General features: G+C 41.8%; 12 protein-coding genes. 1 reads left to right on the forward strand and 11 read right to left on the reverse strand.

All coding sequences use genetic code 11. The features are described 5' to 3' along the window. Positions 1–19: 19 nt before the first annotated feature. From I2I13_RS11210 to I2I13_RS11220, 3 genes are all read right to left on the reverse strand, one after another. The gene (locus I2I13_RS11210) at positions 20–3616 is read right to left on the reverse strand and encodes a SusC/RagA family TonB-linked outer membrane protein (RefSeq protein ID WP_195649523.1); all 3597 of its coding nucleotides are present in this window, start codon (positions 3614–3616) and stop codon (positions 20–22) included. Positions 3617–3635: 19 nt separating this feature from the next. Further along, positions 3636–4703, reverse strand: a complete 1068-nt coding sequence (locus tag I2I13_RS11215) for a FecR family protein (protein WP_195649524.1) — start codon at positions 4701–4703, stop codon at positions 3636–3638. Positions 4704–4769: 66 nt separating this feature from the next. Continuing rightward, positions 4770–5273: an RNA polymerase sigma factor gene (locus tag I2I13_RS11220; protein WP_195649525.1), complete on the reverse strand. Its 504-nt coding sequence runs from the start codon at positions 5271–5273 to the stop codon at positions 4770–4772. A gap of 493 nt (positions 5274–5766) precedes the next feature. Between I2I13_RS11220 and I2I13_RS11225 the strand changes: the two genes are divergently transcribed. Further along, positions 5767–7587 carry a PAS domain-containing protein gene (locus I2I13_RS11225; protein ID WP_195649526.1) on the forward strand — a complete coding sequence of 607 codons (1821 nt, stop codon included), beginning with the start codon at positions 5767–5769 and terminating at the stop codon, positions 7585–7587. Positions 7588–7627: 40 nt separating this feature from the next. On the opposite strand, the gene I2I13_RS11230 is transcribed toward I2I13_RS11225, so the two are convergent. From I2I13_RS11230 to I2I13_RS11265, 8 genes are all read right to left on the reverse strand, one after another. Continuing rightward, positions 7628–9082, reverse strand: coding sequence for an ATP-binding cassette domain-containing protein (locus I2I13_RS11230; protein ID WP_195649527.1), 1455 nt, complete (start codon positions 9080–9082; stop codon positions 7628–7630). Between the two features lie 107 nt (positions 9083–9189). Then, positions 9190–11325: an alpha-glucuronidase family glycosyl hydrolase gene (locus tag I2I13_RS11235; protein ID WP_195649528.1), complete on the reverse strand. Its 2136-nt coding sequence runs from the start codon at positions 11323–11325 to the stop codon at positions 9190–9192. 165 nt (positions 11326–11490) lie between these two features. Further along, on the reverse strand, positions 11491–12468 hold the full coding sequence (locus tag I2I13_RS11240) for a glycoside hydrolase family 43 protein (protein ID WP_195649529.1): 978 nt from the start codon (positions 12466–12468) through the stop codon (positions 11491–11493). Between the two features lie 27 nt (positions 12469–12495). Then, positions 12496–13626: an endo-1,4-beta-xylanase gene (locus I2I13_RS11245; RefSeq protein WP_195649530.1), complete on the reverse strand. Its 1131-nt coding sequence runs from the start codon at positions 13624–13626 to the stop codon at positions 12496–12498. A gap of 39 nt (positions 13627–13665) precedes the next feature. Then, positions 13666–15081: an MFS transporter gene (locus I2I13_RS11250; RefSeq protein ID WP_122137759.1), complete on the reverse strand. Its 1416-nt coding sequence runs from the start codon at positions 15079–15081 to the stop codon at positions 13666–13668. Between the two features lie 22 nt (positions 15082–15103). Further along, the gene (locus I2I13_RS11255; RefSeq protein ID WP_195649531.1) at positions 15104–16756 is read right to left on the reverse strand and encodes a sialate O-acetylesterase; all 1653 of its coding nucleotides are present in this window, start codon (positions 16754–16756) and stop codon (positions 15104–15106) included. 332 nt (positions 16757–17088) lie between these two features. Further along, entirely contained in the window at positions 17089–19311 is a 2223-nt protein-coding gene (locus I2I13_RS11260; RefSeq protein ID WP_195649532.1) for an endo-1,4-beta-xylanase, read from the reverse strand. A 24-nt stretch (positions 19312–19335) separates the two neighbouring features. Next, positions 19336–20739 (reverse strand): glycan-binding surface protein, encoded by a 1404-nt coding sequence (locus I2I13_RS11265; RefSeq protein ID WP_195649533.1) that lies wholly within the window; start codon positions 20737–20739, stop codon positions 19336–19338.

The raw sequence follows: 20739 nt of genomic DNA on the forward strand, positions 1-20739 counted from the left end.
TCTTATATCTTTTAAATGGTTAGAAACTTGTTGATAATCCGATGGAGTAAGTCTTAGGAGAAGCGATGCCACGTGTACCGTCATTCATTCCATAGCTTTCCGGATCAATATCACTTCCTGCCTTACACCAGGTAAACAGATTATTTACCTGCACTTTCACTTTCAGAGAAGAGAGGCGGAGGTGCTGGCAAACCGTAAACGGCAAGTTATACCCTACACTCAAACTACGCAATTTCACATAACCTGCATCTTTCACATTGATGTCACCAAATTGCCACCAATCCTGGAAAGTTGTTGCATAAGTTTTTACCTGTGCCGGTATATCGAGGTACATACGTACCTGTGCATTCGAATCATCCGCAGTCCAACGGTTGGCAATTCCTTTCAAGGTTTGAGTACCTAACTGGTCATCCATTTTTAATACACTGTTACGCAGTTTATTACCACCAGCATACACAAAGAATGCATTCAAATCAAAATTCTTATAGTTGAATCTTAACCCTACTGACCCGCTGAATTTCGGAGTCAGCGAACCAAGGTTCACCAAGTCATCAGTACCTTTGAGCGAAGAACCAGAAGTGATACTGGCTACCGTACCATCTTCATTGAATTTCACCAGATCATTTCCATCTTTGTCCACTGCTACCGGATATCCATTCTCCATACGATCTATACGGTAAGCCCATAACGTATTATAACTAGTACCTTCCATAAAATAGTTCAGCGGACTCTTTATAAAGAGGCTCGCATTGTCGGATTCACTATGATCCACCTTCAACATTTTGTTCTTATTATGGTCAAAGTTAAAATCTACAGCGAAGTTCCAATCTTTCTTACGTATGATATTGGCTGAAAGGGAAAGCTCTACACCACGATTACGCATCTCACCATTATTTACTACACGTGAGCCAGCTCCTAAAGTCGGATCCATATATCGGCGTACCAACAAATCAGATGAGTGACGATTATAATACTCCAGAGTACCACTTATCAGATTCTTGAAAAGACGGAAATCTAATCCTATATTGTAAGTAGCCGTTTTCTCCCAGCGAAGCTTCGGATTCGGCAGATCATCATCCTCGTAAGTCAGATAAGTCGTTTTGATGGGATTGCTCTGTGTTTTTTTCTTTACAACAAAATAGGTAGTCGAAGCTTGATCTACATTACCGTTAATACCGTACGTCATACGTAGTTTAAGGTAATCCAGCCAGGAAATCTCTTTCATGAATGATTCTTCCGACAGAATCCAAGACGCACCGACTGACCACAAAGGATGGCGCTGATTACGTATATCGAGCCCGAACAAATCGGCTTGATCCCAACGAATACTTCCGGAAAGATTATAACGTGACAGATAAGAGTATCCTGCATTTGCATAAAAAGACGCATAACGATGGCGTGACTCGTGCAAAGTAGCAGACAGCCCCGATAAAGTAATCGTTCTGTCAGAAAGAGCACTGGTTCCTACACCGTCACGATAGGCTTGCCAATTCATAAAATCAGAAGTTAATGTCTGCGGATCGTAGCCATACAACAATTGGCGGGCAGGTGTCGGAATCTTATTTTCACGAAATTCCAGACCGGCAATGGCAGTTACTGCATGGTCCTTCCAAGTTTTATCAAAGTCTATTTGGTTTCGTACCGTGTAACGCTTACTTTCAACTTCTGTCTGAGAAAAACGTCCCCCTTGCGGCAATTGTGCTTTTCCATTTGTATCAACCATACTGTTATGTAGCATACGCATTGCATAAGTATTTTCCGACTCAAATAGTTCACTCTTACCTTTATTCCATTCATATTGATACATGAAGTTGTATTTGAACATTTTCAGGAAACGAGCCTGTAAACTTACAAACGGACGAATACTAACATCATGTGACTTTGTTATGCTTTCCTCCAATGCATCAAGTACATTGAAACCAAACGTTCTATAAGGTGAGACACCTTCAGCTTTTCTTACAACACTCCCATTATAGGAAGGATATGCACCTACATTCACATAAGGAGAAGTATAATGGTTACCGTCGGCATCCAATATCCGCTCATATCGTTGTTGCAGGGTATAGCTGGTATAGCTGCTATTCGGAGTATGACTACGTCCCATACGTACGTCCACTCCGGCATTCAGATTCAACCAGTTTGTGACCGCATAATTCGATTTATAGTACAAAGAAATTTTATTGCTTTTACCACTAATAACGCGCTGACTATCCTTTTCATAATTGAAAGAAAGGAAATGATTGCTATTTCCGGCTTTCTGTGATACAGTTACATTATAGCGCTGGGTTATAGCCGTACGCCAAGCATTATCACGATATTCCTTATAATAATCATTATTACGCCATTGTCCCAACGTAGCATTTACTTCACTACTGGTAATATCTCCATTGGCCTGATCCAGATAGAGTTGGAACAAGGGATTATAATAATTGTACTGAAAAGAAGATAAAAAATTCGCCGCACTTCCTTTTTCCGCCACATTAGCATCAAAAACAGCTGTTTGATAATCAATAATATCACTTGTTGAAGCTAAGTTCAAGCTCTTGAAACTTGGTTTGGTAGTAATAAACCAGTCTGCATTAATACTCACGTGCGCACCTTCTTTCTGAGCTTGTTTCGTGGTCACTACAATAACACCATTGGCTGCCAAAGCACCATAAATACTAGCAGCGGCAGCATCTTTCAAGACTGTGATACTTTCCACATTATAAGGATTTATCTCGCTCAAGCTTAAATTGGTTGGCATATCGTCCACAACGATCAGCGGATTTGTTCCTACGTCATCCGAGAACGTACCTACTCCACGAAGAATAGGACTCATATCACCCGTATTCGGATTAATATTCATACGCAAACCTGCTATCTGCCCTTCCAAAGATGAGGCCAGGTCACTGTGCATCTGTCTGTTCAGTTGTTCGGAATCAACGAAACCGAAAGCTGCAGTAGAACGTTCACGGCTAATACGCTGATAGCCCGTCACCACAACATCCCCCAACTGTTGCTTGTCCTCATGCATTATCACCCGGACATTGTTACGGTCTTTAACAGAAACCTTTTCCGACTGCATACCGACGAAAGACACTTCTAATGTATGTACATCCACCGGAACTTTACAAGTAAAGTTTCCCTCTGCATCTGCAATAGCACCAAAAGGACTATTGAGCACTTTGATATTTGCTCCCGGCAAAGGATTACCACCCTCATCCACTACCTGTCCCCCAACATTTCTGAACTTACCTGAAGCAGTTGTCGAAGTAGCTTTCACTTTACGGACAGTGATGAAATTTTGTTTCACATCATACTCAAAAGGCTTTCCTTCCAGAATCTTCTGAAGTGCTGCAAAAGGAGCCATCTGATATATACTCACAGTTACACGATAGGGTGCAACGTCTTCACTGGGAAAATTCACCTTATAACCAGATACATTGCTGAACTGTTTCAAGGCCGAACCGAGCGGTTCGTTTTTCATCTCTAAAGAAATCTGCCTGTTTTCTGCATTCTGCGCCCATCCTTGCAAGGTTGTTGCTGTAAACACCAGCAATAGAAAGGCAGTTTTCATCCACACAAGCTTTCTTTTAATTCTTTTTTCTAATAATGTAATTTGTTGCTTTTTCATAAGAGTTGTATTTGTATAGTTAAATCTGCTTGATTGTAATGGTCCCGTCCTGATAGTCCACCTGCACTTTCTCCAACTTATTCAGCAGTTCCAATGCTTCATCCAAATGGGTATTTTTATTAGCCCAGAAGTTCAATCTGATATGGTACAGTTCGCACCGCTCAAAATCGATATTCACATTATACCATCTTCCCAAAGCACCCATGATTTCTTCCAACGGCACATCCTCAAAGTAGAACATTCCCTCTGTCCAGGCTGTATATGTAGCGATATTCACTTCTGATACTTTTTCCTCTCCGGTTTCCGTATAGGTCAAATCCTGTCCCGGACGTAATGTTACCGACTTATTGTTAGCTGTGTTTGTGACCTGCACCTTACCATTCACCAAAGTTACATGACGATCTTCAACACTATAGGAACGCACGTTGAATTTAGTTCCCAGCACCATGGTATTCATGCCATTAGCACATACAATAAACGGATGTTCGGCATCTTTTGCCACTTCAAAGCAAGCCTCCCCTTCTAGTTCCACACGTCGTTCTTTTCCATTAAATGCCACAGGGTAGCGCAAACGACTTTCAGCATTGAGCCATACCTTAGTCCCATCAGCCAGTACCAGCAGAAAATCTTTTCCACGTGGTGTAGTCAAAGTCTGACAGCATACAGTGTCTGCCGAGACAGTTTTCCAGTCTTTCACATCCATCACACTGTCTGTCAATAACTGCTGTTCACTACGACCATCCATTTGTAGGACCACATGTTCATCATTGTTGTTCGCAGCAAAAAAACGTATCGGCTGTTCTGCAGGTAAAGAAGTGGAAGGAAGCAAAGAAGGAATCAGAAAAGCCAGTATCAAGACAGCTGCAGCAGAAGAAGCAATTGCCAAGATACGCATTTTCTTTCTGTACTTGCGTTTCCGTTGCAGATTCTCACGTATCACAGCTTCCTTACAAGCCATTAATTCCAAGAAAAGTTCTTTATTATCAGGTATATTTATCCACTGAAGGAATTCATCAGTTTCCCTTAATTGTGGATGTTGTATGGCACGAAGTGCATAATCTAAATTTTTATCTGAATGGTCTATCATAGTGTCAATAGTTTCATTAAACACGTAGAGGTTACTGAAACTGATGACACCCCGATAGGATTTTTTTTAAAAAAAGATGGTTAATTGTTTTCGGAGTATCTTTAAAGCTCTGGCAATGTGCGTTCTAACGGTATTATTACTAATACGTAACTTTTCACTGATTTCCGCACATTTCTTTTCATTTAAGAAAAACTCTTCCACTACGGTTCGCATTTGTGGAGCCATCTGGCGAATACTCTCCTGCATCCGGTTTATCTTATCTTCATACTCACGGTATTCTTTCACAGTCCAGCCACTGTAAAGTTCTTCCAGATACCTTTCCGCATTTTTATACACCACGTTCTGATGACGTATTTGGTCAATACAACGATTTCGCACCATGACGAAGAATAACGGCAGCAGATCCTCTTCCGTTGTCAACCGTTCGCTGCTCTCAAGCACCGAACAAAAGACATCGTTCACCACATCTTTTGCACTTTCCTCATCATTCAGCAGATTATATGCATGAATATAGAGTTTTTGCCAATGTTTCCTGTATATAACAGTTATAGCATTTTGACTATCATTCATGTATTTCCTGTTACTTTTTGCATTTTATAGAGCGCAAAGATAACCAATTAGAGCAAAAAAACATTCTATTTATTAAAAAAGATTATAATTCATATAAATGCATTTGTTGTTATAGACATATTCTATTCCCATCGTCTGGCTCTTAATATTTTGACACCTTGTTTCTCCCCAGAAAGATACGATTCACAACTATATCCGACCGTTCCCATTCATCTGGATGTTGATTTAATCTTCGCTTTATCTTTACGCTTACAGAATGCTTCGATTATTTTTTTTACACGAAGATAATTTATTGATATTCTGTTCATATATGCCCGTTTTCTTTGTAGTACAGACTTTCCTTATGATACAATCATACTATCTTTTACTTTTTTTAAGGTGGAATTCAACAAAAATGATTATTTTTACGAGCAAATTATTGTCTAACTCTTGATAATACAGACATATCTTGAAAATAAACGAACAAAACGAAAGTGAATTCCTACAAAAGCTTATGAACAAAGCGAATATAGGATGGTGGGAAGCTGACTTAAAAGCAAAGACTTACAAGTGTTCGGAACTTATCTCCCAACTACTCGGAATAGGAGAAGACGGGCTCATCAGTTTCGAAGATTTCAACAAGCGTATTCTAAAAGAAGACCAGGGATACGCCACTTTTCCGTCTTTTGACAAATTGCAACAGACTGTAGAAGAAATATACTTGTTTGATACTCCCAAAGGCCATGTATGGATTCGCAGCAAGGCATGCTTTCAGGAAACAGACGAAAACGGTAACACCAAAGTATATGGAATTGCCGAAACACAAGAGGGAATTCATATAGCCTCTGCACATCAGGCTCTACAAAATAGCGAGCGGATCCTGCATAATATTTATAAGAATCTTCCGGTCGGCATCGAATTATATGATAAGGACGGTCAAATGGTCGACCTGAATAAAAAAGATATGGAAATGTTCCGTATTTCCAATAAAGAAGATATTCTGGGAGTCAACATTTTCGAGAATCCTATATTGCCGGAGGAAATAAAACAAAAGATTAGAGACAATGAGAACGCAGATTTTACATTCCGGTATGACTTTTCCAAAATCAACAAATATTATCAGCCTGACAGTACAACCGGTTTCATTGACTTAACAACGAAAGTCACCACTCTATACGATCACAACCACGCACCTATCAACTACCTCTTAATAAATGTAGACAAGACCGAAGATACAATTGCCTATAATAAGATTCAGGAATTCGAGAGTTTTTTCGATCTGGTGGGAGATTATGCAAAAGTAGGTTACGCACACTTCGATGCTTTGAGTCGGGACGGGTATGCTTTGAGAAGCTGGTACATGAATGTAGGTGAAGAAGAGGGTACCCCATTGCCGGAAATCATCGGTATTCATTCCCATTTCCATCCGGAAGATCGGGCTGTGATGATCGACTTCCTGGATAAAGTGATAAAAGGAGAAAGTTCCAAGCTATCCCGCGATGTCCGCATCCGCAGAGCAGATGGAAATTACACTTGGACACGGGTTAACGTATTAGTCAGGAATTATCAGCCGCAGGATAATATCATCGAAATGCTGTGTATTAACTTTGATATTACCGAACTGAAAGAGACAGAGCGGATGCTGATTGGCGCCAAAGAGAAAGCTGAAGAAGCCGACCGGCTAAAATCTGCTTTTCTTGCGAATATGAGTCATGAGATACGTACTCCACTCAATGCGATAGTAGGCTTTTCCAGTCTGCTTGAGGAAGCGGAGGATGCAGAAGAAAAACATCTGTATATAACAATTATTGAAGAGAATAACAAACTCTTGTTACAACTGATCTCGGATATTCTTGACTTGTCAAAGATTGAGGCCGGGACTTTCGACATTATCCCGGAACAAGTGGATGCACAACAACTTTGCAACGAACTGCTACAGGCTATGCAGGTAAAGGCTACTGAACAAGTAGAGATTCTTTTAGCACCGGAACTTCCCGAACTTACTTTTACCAGCGACAAAAACAGGTTGTATCAGGTATTGCTGAACTTTATAACGAATGCTCTGAAATTTACTTCCAAGGGTAGTATTGTCATTGATTACCAAATCAACGGAAATGAAGTCAGATTCTCGGTTCAGGATACGGGAATGGGCATCGAACCGGAAAAACAGGAAGCTATCTTCACCCGATTCGTGAAATTGAATAATTTCATTGCCGGCACAGGATTGGGACTTTCCATCTGTCAGAGTATCGTCACACAGCTGGGTGGCAAAATCGGAGTGGAATCGAAACCGGGAGAAGGGTCCTGTTTCTGGTTTACGCATCCGCTCAACTAAAACCTGATTTCAAAGAAAAATAAATATCAGAAAATAATGTTTACCGGTTTCTCTTTAAGAAAATACGGTCTGTTATAGTGTTGGGAAGTTCCGATTCATAATGTGTCACCATAATCATCGTCTTATCTTTGCGTCGGCAGAAAGCCTCGATCACTTTCTTTACCCGGCGACGATTATAGGTATCCAAGCCATGAAGCGGTTCATCCAGAATCAGCAGTTCCGGGTCTTTGACGAAAGCTCTTGCCAGCAAGGCCAAACGTTGTTCTCCACTGGATAGTTGCAGGAATGGTTTATCTTTCAAATTTGCAATGCCGAATATATCCATCCACCACTCACAGATAGCCATCTGTTCCGGTTGAGGACGTTTATACAGACCGATACTGTCATGCAAACCACTGGCTACAATCTCAATAGCGGGCAGATTTTTAAGATAAGCACGGTGCATCTCCGGACTTACGTAACCGATATGTTTCTTGATTTCCCAAATACTTTCTCCCGTCCCTCTTTTCCGTCCGAAGAGACTGATGTCACAGGCATACGATTGCGGATTGTCTGCACAGACAAGGCTCAACAGAGTCGATTTCCCGGCACCGTTCTCACCACTCAACGCCCACTTCTCACCACGACGGACTGTCCAGTCCAGTTCTTTCAGAATAGTTCGGTCGCCATAACGGATACTGACCTTATTCAGTTTCACTACTTCCTCCGAATCGTAATTGTTGCCATCAGATGGCAAATCTATAATCCGGTGCTGCAAATCATCAAAAGAGGTAACCACATCTCTACTACGGAAAGCTTCGAGATAGGCTTCACGTTCCATTTTAGGAAAGACCTCCATTTTGTCCACAGGAATGACATGAGTAATGAATGACGGTATATCATCGAGCATGGAAAGCACCAGAATAATTTGTACGGACGACATTTTCGTCAGACGTTCGAGCAAAGAGAATAACAGTTCACGCGTAGGAGCATCCAGTCCGATAAACGGATTATCCATAATCAACACGCGGGGAGCAGTCAACAGGGTTTTGGTTAGCTGGAATTTACGTAATTCACCGCTGGAAAGGAGAATGATTTTCTTGTCGAGCAACGGTTCGATACGGAAGAGTTCAAACAGTTCGCATTGCAGTTGCTCGTCCTTGATTTCTCCCAACATCTCACGAACATCGGGAGCCTCATCCTGATCGTGAGCATTCCAACGCTGCTGATAGTAGTAATTGGCATCGGCAGCTCCATAAGTATCGCGGAAAGCAATGTATTTCACATTATCATAAAGAGTCTGGGTGGCAGAGGGGGAAAAATCATATTGCGCGGTTCCATCACGCAATGGATATTTTCCGATCAGGGTATCTATAAAAAGACTTTTACCACCACCATTGGGACCTACAATGGCTATGTGCTCATTCGCTCCGATAGTTGCCGTGATGGGTTTGGCTAAACGCACAAGCGGGTTGCGTGCTACGCCCCCCGCCATGCAGAATGTATTTTGGTTCATATTCTTTTATTCTGTTTTATTATTGCCCGCAAAGGTAACAATTTTATCATAAAAGACGCCAGATTGCAAACATATTCTTATTCGTTCCGTATAGGGAATATCTTTATTTACTTACTAAACCCATAAGGTGGACATTCAAAATTGGTAATATCCAATTTGTATTCCATCATATCTTTCAACTCGTGTATGGGACGTTCCAATTCGTAAGGTATCGGTTGTCTGCTGAATTGCTGAAAGTAAAGCAAACAAGCATCCCGCCACCAGACAGCATCCCGTGCCTGAATCTTCAGGCGGTGTTGTACATCACGAAAACGTTCGGAATCAATATACGGTTCCATCCTGTCCCACACTTTTTGAAAGTTCCTCACTTCGTTTACACCACGATCATACGCGTAGCACAGTTCTGCCCAAAGTGTACGTCCGCTCTTCATCTGATGATTCCAAGGGACATGGTGAAACCAAAGGAGTAGGTTCTCCGGACAAGTATTCACATTGTCCAGTTGCTCGCATAATGGAGAATGGTATTGTCCGGTAGCATTACTTCCTGTACTGCTGCGGTCGAAACCTATTCCCATGTTGTCGGCACGGTGGTAATAAGGAGGTAGCCAATCCGGGCGGGCATCGGGAATATCACACCAGGGTTCCGGTCCGTAATGATGTCCCCATGCAAAGATATGATGCAAGCCGAGAGGCATCATGTAGTCTACTACTGCTTCTCTCGATTTCTGAAGCACTTGGGAGTTGAGAAAGGAGAGTTGAGCGTCGATTTGCTCTTTTTGAATGCCTTCTCCTGCCGGAGTACTGGTTTGCACACCGGTAACGGGAAGAAAAGTTTGTTTCAACCATTCTTCTCCTATCTGTTCGGAAGAGAGCGAATGTTTCCATGCCAATCGTCCGAAAGCATACCAGTTGGCTTGAGCAAAAGGATGTCCACACCAATTAGTATCATCACCGATGTTTGCCACTCCGGAAATAGCCGTGAGCGGATGAGAGAATAAAGAACCATCTGTCACACGGGCAATAGTAGAGCCTTTGCCTTGTAGATAAGTATCACTGTCTAAACACTCTTTCCACATAGGAGCAAGGAATGCAAGATGATTGGAAAAACCAAGATACTCTTGTGTGATTTGAAATTCGGGCATAACTGCCGTCTTTTTCATGGCTCCGAACAGCGGGCTGAATGGTTCACGGGGCTGGAAATCTATCGGTCCGTTTTTGATCTGCACAATAACATTATCCCGGAACTTTCCATCCAAAGGTTCAAATTCAAGATAGGCTTGTTTAGCACGGTCGCTGTCGGTAGGAGAATAAACGAAAGCACGCCACATCACAATGCCATGATAGGGCCTCAACACATCGGCAAGCATATTGGCTCCTTCGGCATGAGTGCGTCCGTAATCACATGGACCGGGCTGCCCTTCGGAATTCGCTTTCACCAGAAAACCTCCGAAATCGGGAATCAGAGAATAAATCTCTTTGGCTTTCTGCTTCCACCAGTTTATCACTTCTTTATTCAACGGATCGGAAGTGGACAAACCACCTAAAGCTGCGGGAGAAGAGAAATTGATAGAAAGATATATTTTCAAGCCATAAGGGCGGAAAACGTCGGCCAAGACTTTGACTTTCTGCAAATAATCATTAGATAGTATCTTAGGACTTGCATTGACATTGTTTATTACAGTGGCATTAATGCCGATAGAAGCATTGGCACGAGCGTAGACTTCATAACGGGGAGAGACAACAGACGGAAGTTCGTCCCATTTCCAAAGTGAATGTCCGGCATATCCGCGTTCGATTGTACCATCCAAGTTATCCCAATGATTCAGGATACGAATTCGATAATCAGGTCGTTCGGAGATATCGAGGGATTGCAAAGCTGATTCCGGTAGTTGTCCGGTAGCTTGCAGACGGAGTAAATGATACGTTCCATAAAGTACTCCTTGTTCACCGGAAGAAGCTATCGTTATTTGACTGCCACCTTTGGAGGTCTGAATCGTATATCCCTCATTTCCAAGTGCACGAAGTTCTTTATTGTTCCGGACCTCCAAAGTAACCGGGATTCCTCCCTGCCAGAAGTTCTGTAATTCGGAAACCGCAATACGTAATGTAGGTGATTGTTTCTTGCTGGTAATTTCCGCTTTCGCTCCCGATGCATAACGAAGCCACAAGGCAGTTCCATCTTCTGCCCAAATAGAAGAAAAGCAAAAAAACAAAGTGAATGTCAATGCAAATATATTTCTCATAGTACAAAGTATGTTATCACAATTAATTTACAGTATGATAGCATAAGTAAATTAAGCATTCATAGTTAATAATAACCGCCTCTACCTGAAAAATCCCTATTACCTAATATTCTGGTAAAAGTAGGTATGTTTTTCAAATAGAGGCGGTTGTTTTAATGTATCCTATTATTCATCTTTTCCCTCGATAGTAATGATTCGCCCGTCTGCATCATACTGAAGTTCACAGACTTTTAGGCTACGGAGCCAAGTCTTTCCCTCTGATGGCACACAATCGTGATGAAACAGATACCACTTACCTTTAAACTCTACAATAGCATGGTGAGTAGTCCATCCTACCACCGGAGTCAGAATGACTCCCTGATAAGTAAACGGACCATAAGGGTTATCACTTGTTGCATAGCAGAGCAAATGAGTGTCTCCTGTAGAATAGGAAAAATAGTATTTACCATTATATTTATGCATCCACGAAGCTTCGAAGAAACGGCGTTCCGTATCCCCTGCTGTCAATGGCTTACCGTCTTCATCCAGAATTACCACTGCACGGGGTTCTTCGGCAAACTCCATCATATCTTCACTCAAACGAGCGACACGCGACGGGATTGCTTCCTCCTCTCCTTCCGGCAAAATAGCAGATTCCAAGGCTTTATTATTACGGTAACGTTGAAGTTGTCCACCCCACAATCCACCGAAATACATATAATAGTTACCATCTCCGTCATCCCATACAGCCGGATCGATGCTGTAACTTCCCTTCATCGGATTAGCTTCCGGTATAAAAGGACCATAAGGTTTATCACTCACAGCTACCCCGATACGAAATATATCATTCTGATCTTTCAATGGAAAATACATATAATACTTACCATCTTTACAAACCACATCACAATCCCAAAGTTGACGGCCCGCCCAAGGAATATCCTCTGTGGAAAGCACCACTCCATGATCTTTTATTTCACCGTTCATCACATCATCCATAGAATACACGTGATAATCTTTCATATTGAAATGATCGCCATTATCATTCTCGGCAATACCACTTTCCCAATCATGAGAGGGATAAATATACAGTTTGCCATCAAATACATGTACGGCAGGATCAGCCATATAATCACCGGGAACTAAATATCTTTTTTCTGTTTTCATACTATTTCTGTTTTTTCTGTTAGAAACTTATTTTGTTTTTTCAGCCTCTTTGATAATCAGGTCGACTACCGGCTTCGGTTGATAATTACGATCAAAAAGTAACGGATAATCCGTGCGGCCTCTCATCGGCCAGTCATTACGCCAAGAGTTCTGATCGGCTACTCCCCAAAGAGTAACCCTGGTGATGAGGTTATGATGTTTCAGGAACAGACGGAAAAAGTCATTCATTCTTTCAGTCCATGCTTTCGATACCTCTTCCGGCAATCCATCCGGATAAGGATTTATCTCTTTTTTATATTCAAAGGAAGCGGAAACTTCTGCACCTACATTGGGATTCGGTGATGGTATCACCGTCAAATCCAGTTCTGTTATCATTATCTTCACTCCTGTTCCGGCAAAGGCCAGCATACTCTTCTCAAATTCACTGATTTTCGGGTAGTCCATGCCAATGTGTCCTTGCATACCTATGGCATCAATACGGATTCCACGTTTTTTCAAATCGTTCACCATCTTCACGACAGCTTCTCTTCTGCCCGGTTGGGCCATTGAGTAGTCATTGTAGTAAAGTTCGGCATCCGGATCGGCCTCGTGTGCATACTGGAAAGCCAATGGAATATATTCTTCCCCCAGAATCTCATAAAACTTTGTCTTGCGATATGCTCCATTATCTTCAATCGCTTCATTTACTACATCCCAGCCTTTGATGCGGCCTTTATAGCGTTTCACGATAGTCATGATATGATCTTTCATCCGCTTCTTCAGGACTTCCGGAGAAACATTGTTCCCGTCCTTATCTACGCAAAACCAAGGAGCCAATTGTGAATGCCAAATCAGGCAGTGACCAATGATAGCCATTTGATTGCTCTCACCAAAACTGACAAATTCATCTGCCTGCGCAAAATTATACTTATTTTCTTTCGGATGAATGACAGAAGACTTCATGCAGTTTTCCGCCACGATGGAATTAAAATTCTTCTTTACAACTTCAACAGCTGCGACATCCTTACCGGAACTTTGATGTGTGTTCACTGACACGCCAATCAAAAACTTGTTTTTCAAAGCCTTTTTCAGCGAATTTCCATCTTTCGCAAAAACTTCTCCATAAGAAAAAGAAAACATCACTGTCAATAACAACAGAATTATTCGTTTGAGTTTCATACGTTATATTTTTGAGTAATAAACATTCTACTATCTTATCTATTCGCCTTTTTTACAGCGCGATTCTATCTCCTCATTTATATTGTCAATCACATTATCTTCCAATTCATATTTAGAAATAATGAACATAGCGACCAAAAGCAACAACGCCGGAATAACGGCTACGAGCCACAGTATTCCCTGTTCGGCAAAAGGCGATTGTGACACTTCATTTGTCTGGTCGAACCCGACAAAAGCCATAACAAGTCCCGGTACAACTCCTCCAAGAGCCATTCCCGCTTTATAGAAAATACCAGTCAAAGCATTGACTATACCCGAAATACGTTTACCATGAGTATATTCGCCATACGAAATTACTTCGGGAACCAAAGCCCACATATACCCTGTCGCAATAATGACTCCCGTCGATTTTATGAACTGCGCCACAAAGACCAACCATATCTGCGTTTTGAGTACCGGAACCACAGAAATAATATACAGCAATGCCATACCCAATATAGCGACTGAAAGGAATACATAAAACATTTGCTTTTTTCCAATGGCACGTTTAATGGCAGGTACCATCGGCATGAAAATGAATGCGGGTATCGAGCCCAAGGCCATGAAATAGGGTAACATCTCCGGTGCACGTACATTATAAATCATATAATATGAACCGGCAGAATTACCAATCGCCATCATTGCAAAAGCAGTAATGAAAAAGAACGCCAAAATACGCAAAGGTTTATTTCTACAAAATTCTACCCACAAGTCGGACACTTTTACTTTAGATGTCTCCTCCTGATCCATAACCACACGCTCCTTCGTCTGGCTAAAGCAGAACACCAATAACGCCAATCCGATAACAGCATAAATAGTCATCGTAATAAACCATGCGTTAGCAGATGCAGTAGTATTGATTTTACCATCGGGAGACAACACCTTCACCAGTATCGGAATACCGTATGCCACGGCCAAACCGCCCAAATTGGCAAGAAACATACGCACTGACGTCAACACCGTGATTTCATTCGTATCGCGGGTAAGTGACGCATTCAGTGCTCCATAAGGCACATTAATCAATGTATAACACATGGATAATCCAACGTAAGTGAAATAGGCATAGAATAGTGAGCCCGAAAAACCATTCCAAAAACAAAGAATAGCAAAACCTGTCAGCGGAATTCCTCCCCAAATAAGGTATGAACGGTATTTGCCTAGTTTAGGATTGTGCTTATCGACAAAAGCACCTACCAGAGGATCCCAAAGCACATCCACTATCCTGACAATAAGAAACATCACGGCTGCCACCTCCGGTTTAAGTCCATATACATTGGTATAAAAAATCAGCAGATACATACATACGGTCTGGTAAATAAGGTTTTGCGCCAAATCACCGGAACCGAATCCTATACGTTGAAGCCAAGAGAGTTTATAGAAACCTTTCGCTTCATTGGTCTTTATTGTATTCTCCATAAAATAGATAAATTGGTCATTTTCAGTTTTTCGTATTCATTTCTATCAAGATAGCTGCTGCCACTCGTTGCCCTAGCGTCTTTTTATCCAATGGATGAATATCATTCCATTCTCCTAAATCACTATTTTTAATCAGAGTAACATTTTTATTTGTATCGGCTACTTCCGTCTGCGCTTTCCGGAATTCCGCCCAGGCAGTGCGTCCTCCTTTATCTGTGGGTGAAAGGAAATCCGCCAGCTCAATGATATAGAAAGGCATATCCGACTTATTCCATCGTTGTCTCCAATCGCTAATCATAGCCGTCAACAAGTCTTTATACTCATTTCTGCGTGAGACATTCGATTCTCCCTGATACCAGATAACACCAGATACCGTATAGTTCAGCAAAGGAGCAATCATGGCATTATACAGTCCTGTGGGTTTATAATGAAAAGCCGTTTGTCCCGGAGCAGCGGGCATAGGAGCACCGAGATGATATTTCCAACTCCCCTCCAGATTGATCTCCGATTCTCCTTTTTCCGGCTGACCTTTTCCGAAAAGAATTTTATAAGGCTTCTCCTTTACAAATTGAGGACGACCGCCATAACTGAAAAGGCGTATGGTTATTGTATTTTTTCCGGCTTTCAGCAATCCGGCAGGAATGGTATAGATACGGGGAGGATACTGATAAGAGACAGTCCCCACAAATGTGCCATTTACATAAACAGAATCCGCATCCACAATGCATCCCAAGCGAAGAGTCGCTTTCTCTCCCGCCTGTTGTGCAGACACCTGAAAGTCTTTACGAAACCAGTGGGAACCATTGATGGTATTTAGTCCGTTTGTTGCCCAGCTGGAAGCAAACAAATCTGTTTCTTTCCAATTGCTATCATCATAATCGGCAGCATACCAAGGGGTAGCCTCATGCATCCCTTTATCTCCCTGAAACAACGCCACATTCCAGGCATGACTTTTCTTCCTCTCCTCTTTTTTCATCGACTCCATCAAATCGTCTGACTCATAGATACGCTTTTCATTCAAATAAAATGGAAAAGGCTTCAAACCTTCCTCACTGATCCACGCTTCTATCGGTGAACCTCCGACACTGGAATTTATGATTCCTACCGGAACTTTAGTCTTTTGATAGATCTCTTTAGCGAAGAAATAGACCAAAGCAGAGAAAGGCATCACATTTTCAGGAGTCATCGCTTGCCAGGAAATTCCCGGAATGTCTGTCTGCGGAGCATGAAAATTATAAAGCAGAGGTGTTTTTATATAGTGCACCATCGGATAGTTGCTGTCCGTAGATATTTCATCGCGAAAACGATCTGTAACCCGCGAAACAGGCAATTCCATATTCGACTGTCCCGAACATACCCAAACATCACCAATAAGAACATCCTTTAATTCGATATCATTAATGGTCATAGTATAAGGTCCGCCAGCTTTCAATACAGGCAAAGTCACTTTCCAGTTACCGTGTGCATCGGCAACAGTCTTATATTTCTTTTTCAGGAAAGTTATATCAACGGTTTCATCAGGATCAGCCGTTCCCCAGATATTGACAGGTTCCCCACGCTGAAGTACCATTCCGTCGGAAACAAGAGTCGGAAGTTTAACCTTTGCTCCGCCCAACAAGGCGAAGCAAAGGAACACAACTACTAACCCTACCTTATAAAACCAATACTTATTCATTCTGTCTTTTCTTTTATATGTCTTTATTTCATGATAATTTAGCAAGAGAAGAAATCCATCGGGATTCCACTTTGCAAACTTAGGAAGTTTCTTCCCACTTACCCAGAAATTCTGATTCAAATCATTACTCGCTTGTTACATCATCGTTTACGTATGTTACAAAAACTTGTTGCAATGTTACATTCAAGCTGAAACCACCGATAAACAAGAGGAAAGGGAAAGTTTTAGAACGAGCGGATTACAGTAGTTATTGTTATTCATTCGATCCACTCCAAGATAATAACAACTACTGTAACCCTCACTCTCCCCTTCTTTAATCGTTATAAAATCATTTATTCCAAATCTCCGGTAAAGTCTCCGCTGACATCTTTACCAGCCAAACCATCGGCCACTCCCTTATAAGCATGTTTACGTGCATAATTAGCATCCCAAAGGTTCGGAGCGTCATTCGGTATCCAATTCACATGTTCTTTTTCATTGTCCGATACTCCCCAGATGGTAATACCATATTGTTTATCCACCGGAATATACTTCTTGTACATATCAATGACATACTGATACATTTCTGCCTGTTGTGCCAGATTTTCAGTAGTAGGCGACGAGGTGTTAACCTTAATATCCAACTCGGATACTTTAATCAACTTGCCGGTAGCACCCAGTTTCTGGAACATTTGAGCAATATTGTCTTTATTGGAATCAATAGCAATATGCATTTGTGTACCGATACCATCCACTGTGGCCCCTTTGCTTTCGATGTATTCCACATATTTAATCAGACCATCACACTTATTGAGGTTATATTCCAGATTATAATCATTGATGAATAGTTTGTCATCCGGATTTCCATACTGACGGGCAAGTTTGAAAGCTTCTACTGCATAGTCTTTCGGAGTCAGGAAATAATCTTGCCAGTAGAATTCATCAGAAGCCAGATCAGTTTTGCCTTTACCAGTCTTAATGTCTGATGTTTTTGCATCATCCATCGGTTCATTGACTACGTCCCATGCATGAACATAAGGTTTGCAATGGGTAACCATCTTTGAAATCCAGTCTTCCATAGCATCTCTGATAATCTCGGCTTTTTCTTCGTCGGTCTTCTCAATGATAGTAGGACCGGAAGCACGAGTGACAGCACGTGTCTCCACCACTTTCTCCGACAATACGATATTATCTATATAATAATCACCCGCACTAACTCCGAAATTGATACAGAATCGATTCATATCCTCTTTAGACACTGTAAACTCTTTCTTAAATTCTGTCCAAGTCGTGCTCACATTTCCATCTACATAGCATTCACCTGCATAACTCGTTGAGTTCTGAATTTGAATTTGGAAAGTAGTTGAGACACTTGCTTTAATCATAGCAAAGAACTCATAGGTCTTGCCGACTTCCAAAGGAGTATCAAAGCCATATCCGGCCTGTGCCTTATATGCATTGCCCGCCCCTCCGTCAACAGAACTAGTCAGCTTCATCGAATATGAACTTCCATATCCTTCACCTTCTTCCGAAATCGCGGCCTTTCCACTACTCCAAGCTCCCCAAGGAGTAATAGCCTTACTTTCAAAATCTCCGTTAGAAATCAGATTAACCACAGTAGGCTCCGCATCTTTGTCTGTCACAACAATATTATCTACATAATAAGTCACATCCGGCAAATAACCAAATTCAAATGCAATCTGAAATGTAGTACTAACAAAATCATTCACTGTGATCTTCACCTGCTGCCATTGAGACGTTGTCTCAAAAGCTTCCGTCCAACTGCCACCTGTAGCATACCAGTCTTTATATGGATAATTATTCTCTAATCCAACAAAAGTCAGTCGGGCTTTGCCTGGTTCATCCGAACGGACAAAAAATGAAATTTCATAATTATGCCCACTTACTGCTGAAATGCCAGGAGTATATAATTGCACAGAATGAGATGCCGTTACAGAAGATCCTACTGCAAATTTCAATGCTTTGGAAGTAGCTGTCAACCCTTCTCCTTCCACAATGGACATCGCATCACTTCCATTTTTACGATCCCAGCCATCAAAGGTTCCATCTTCAATGCCCGAGAGATCCAACAAATTACTGCCCGCCGGTCCCGGAATAACTTCCGGTGCAATCAGACTATTCAGATAACTCGCATTCTGATTAGTGTGCCAAATCAGACAGTGCCCATAAATGCTGATACCCGCTTCTGTGGTCTTTGTAAACAACTGATCGACCTTATCAAATTTCAAATTCCCTTTAGAATCGACCATAGGACCGTGCTTCATGGCATATCCTATCGTCAGATCATTAAAATTCTCATTCACAATGGTATTCGTTGTCTCGTCACCAAGATATTCATCCATCCCCACTCCGATACCCAACTTAAAGTTGGGATCGGATAAATATTCTTTCAACGGCTTGTAACGGGAAATCTTTTCAGCCAACTGTAAAGGCAGCTCGGAAGAAGTAACCGCTCCATGTGTAGGGTCTTTATACCACTCCATCTTATTATCGTCACACGATGTCAATATCAGCACCGACAAGGCAACAAACGGAAGCATATTTCTGTATTTCATAATCTTTTCAATTTAAAGTCATTATTATTCTGCACCCTCTTCTTCATCCGGGAAATCGGTATATTCCGGCTTCGTCAAAGGTACGACACGCCAGTTATCAATATAAATCTTCACGGAAGTTGTTTTGGATAGAAACTCTGTTTCTTTATCCGAGCTCGCACCTGTGATCTTATCCAATGTAATATCAGAGTTCTCAAAATAGAAACCGAAGTTGGCATAAGAAGCAGATGCACGGGTAGCGGCCACATCGGCAAAAGTGGTCCAAGCTCCGCTGGATGCTTTCGATTTGTAGAATTCACTGAACGGAACAGTTACAGTCTGCCAACCGGTTGTCTGGAAAGGAACGATCTTTCCGCCTACAAGCCACGGTACGTAATTATAACAGTCTCTCTCCCATTCTCCACCATTGAATCCGTTCTGACCACAAATCTTCAGGAATCCGGATTCAGACCAAGGTTCGGGCACATAAATTTCAAACTGAATAGCACATTCGGCAACAGGAGTTTCAGCAGGGACACCCAGCGTCAACCAGTCAGGATCAGTGCCATTACCAGCTGTCCAAACTTCAGCACAACGATTCTTCGCTGCTGCCACCGGCAACTGTCTTTCTAATGGCAAACGACAGTAAGCACCTTGCGACACATTACCTTCACCAATCGAAGCAGATTCCAGTTCGGTTGTTTGAATCATACTTTCAGAATCGCCCCATGCTCCTTGTGCACCCACTCCATCGAAGTTCAACAACAAGCCTTTCTTATAATTGAAATAAGCAGGAGAATAAGCACCACCATTCGAACCTTCTACGAAAATAGAACCGCCTTCTTCAGAAACTCCGGCAGGCATATCCACCATAAAATATTCACCGTCAAGATCAGAAGTAATACCATCTGTCACCACCACATTTCCGGGGAAAACGACTTTTGCTATTTCCGTCAATCCACTTCCATAAACAATGATAGGTTCACCTACATTCGGCATACAGTTGGAGATTCTCGTTATAGACGGTGCAGCAGCACGAATCTGGAAATCATAAACGTATTCACCGCCATCTTTTACCAAACGAATTGTATTACGTACATTCTCGTCAGCTTCTGTAGTCGGAACTTTACTGTTCACACTAACCAGAAAAGATTTATTCGAAACAAATACCGGATTAAAATAACAGTTATATCCATTAATATACACTTTCTTCAATCCGTTGAATCCTTCACCTTCAATTCGGATCAGTTGTCCCAAACGGGCAAAATCGACCAAACGGTCAGGAACATTCGACTTCGCGTCTTCCAGGTAGATCCCGGTTATGTTCATCACAGAACTTCCGCCATTATCGTCATCGTCGTCACACGAAACAAATGAACAAGAGCAGATGAGCAGGCTCACCAATAAGCCAAATGCTTTCATACTATTTTTATATATCAAGCTTTTCAT

Source organism: Bacteroides sp. D55t1_190419_B8, assembly GCF_015558905.1.
Lineage (GTDB): Bacteria > Bacteroidota > Bacteroidia > Bacteroidales > Bacteroidaceae > Bacteroides > Bacteroides vicugnae.

Bases quoted from the DNA above. Each gene is read 5' to 3' on its own strand.
- I2I13_RS11230 (WP_195649527.1), bottom strand. From the start codon at position 9,082: ATGAACCAAAATACATTCTGCATGGCGGGGGGCGTAGCACGCAACCCG.
- I2I13_RS11265 (WP_195649533.1), bottom strand. From the start codon at position 20,739: ATGAAAAGCTTGATATATAAAAATAGTATGAAAGCATTTGGCTTATTG.
- I2I13_RS11260 (WP_195649532.1), bottom strand. From the start codon at position 19,311: ATGAAATACAGAAATATGCTTCCGTTTGTTGCCTTGTCGGTGCTGATA.
- I2I13_RS11225 (WP_195649526.1), top strand. From the start codon at position 5,767: ATGAACAAAGCGAATATAGGATGGTGGGAAGCTGACTTAAAAGCAAAG.
- I2I13_RS11255 (WP_195649531.1), bottom strand. From the start codon at position 16,756: ATGAATAAGTATTGGTTTTATAAGGTAGGGTTAGTAGTTGTGTTCCTT.
- I2I13_RS11240 (WP_195649529.1), bottom strand. From the start codon at position 12,468: ATGAAAACAGAAAAAAGATATTTAGTTCCCGGTGATTATATGGCTGAT.
- I2I13_RS11220 (WP_195649525.1), bottom strand. From the start codon at position 5,273: ATGAATGATAGTCAAAATGCTATAACTGTTATATACAGGAAACATTGG.
- I2I13_RS11245 (WP_195649530.1), bottom strand. From the start codon at position 13,626: ATGAAACTCAAACGAATAATTCTGTTGTTATTGACAGTGATGTTTTCT.
- I2I13_RS11235 (WP_195649528.1), bottom strand. From the start codon at position 11,325: ATGAGAAATATATTTGCATTGACATTCACTTTGTTTTTTTGCTTTTCT.
- I2I13_RS11215 (WP_195649524.1), bottom strand. From the start codon at position 4,703: ATGATAGACCATTCAGATAAAAATTTAGATTATGCACTTCGTGCCATA.
- I2I13_RS11210 (WP_195649523.1), bottom strand. From the start codon at position 3,616: ATGAAAAAGCAACAAATTACATTATTAGAAAAAAGAATTAAAAGAAAG.
- I2I13_RS11250 (WP_122137759.1), bottom strand. From the start codon at position 15,081: ATGGAGAATACAATAAAGACCAATGAAGCGAAAGGTTTCTATAAACTC.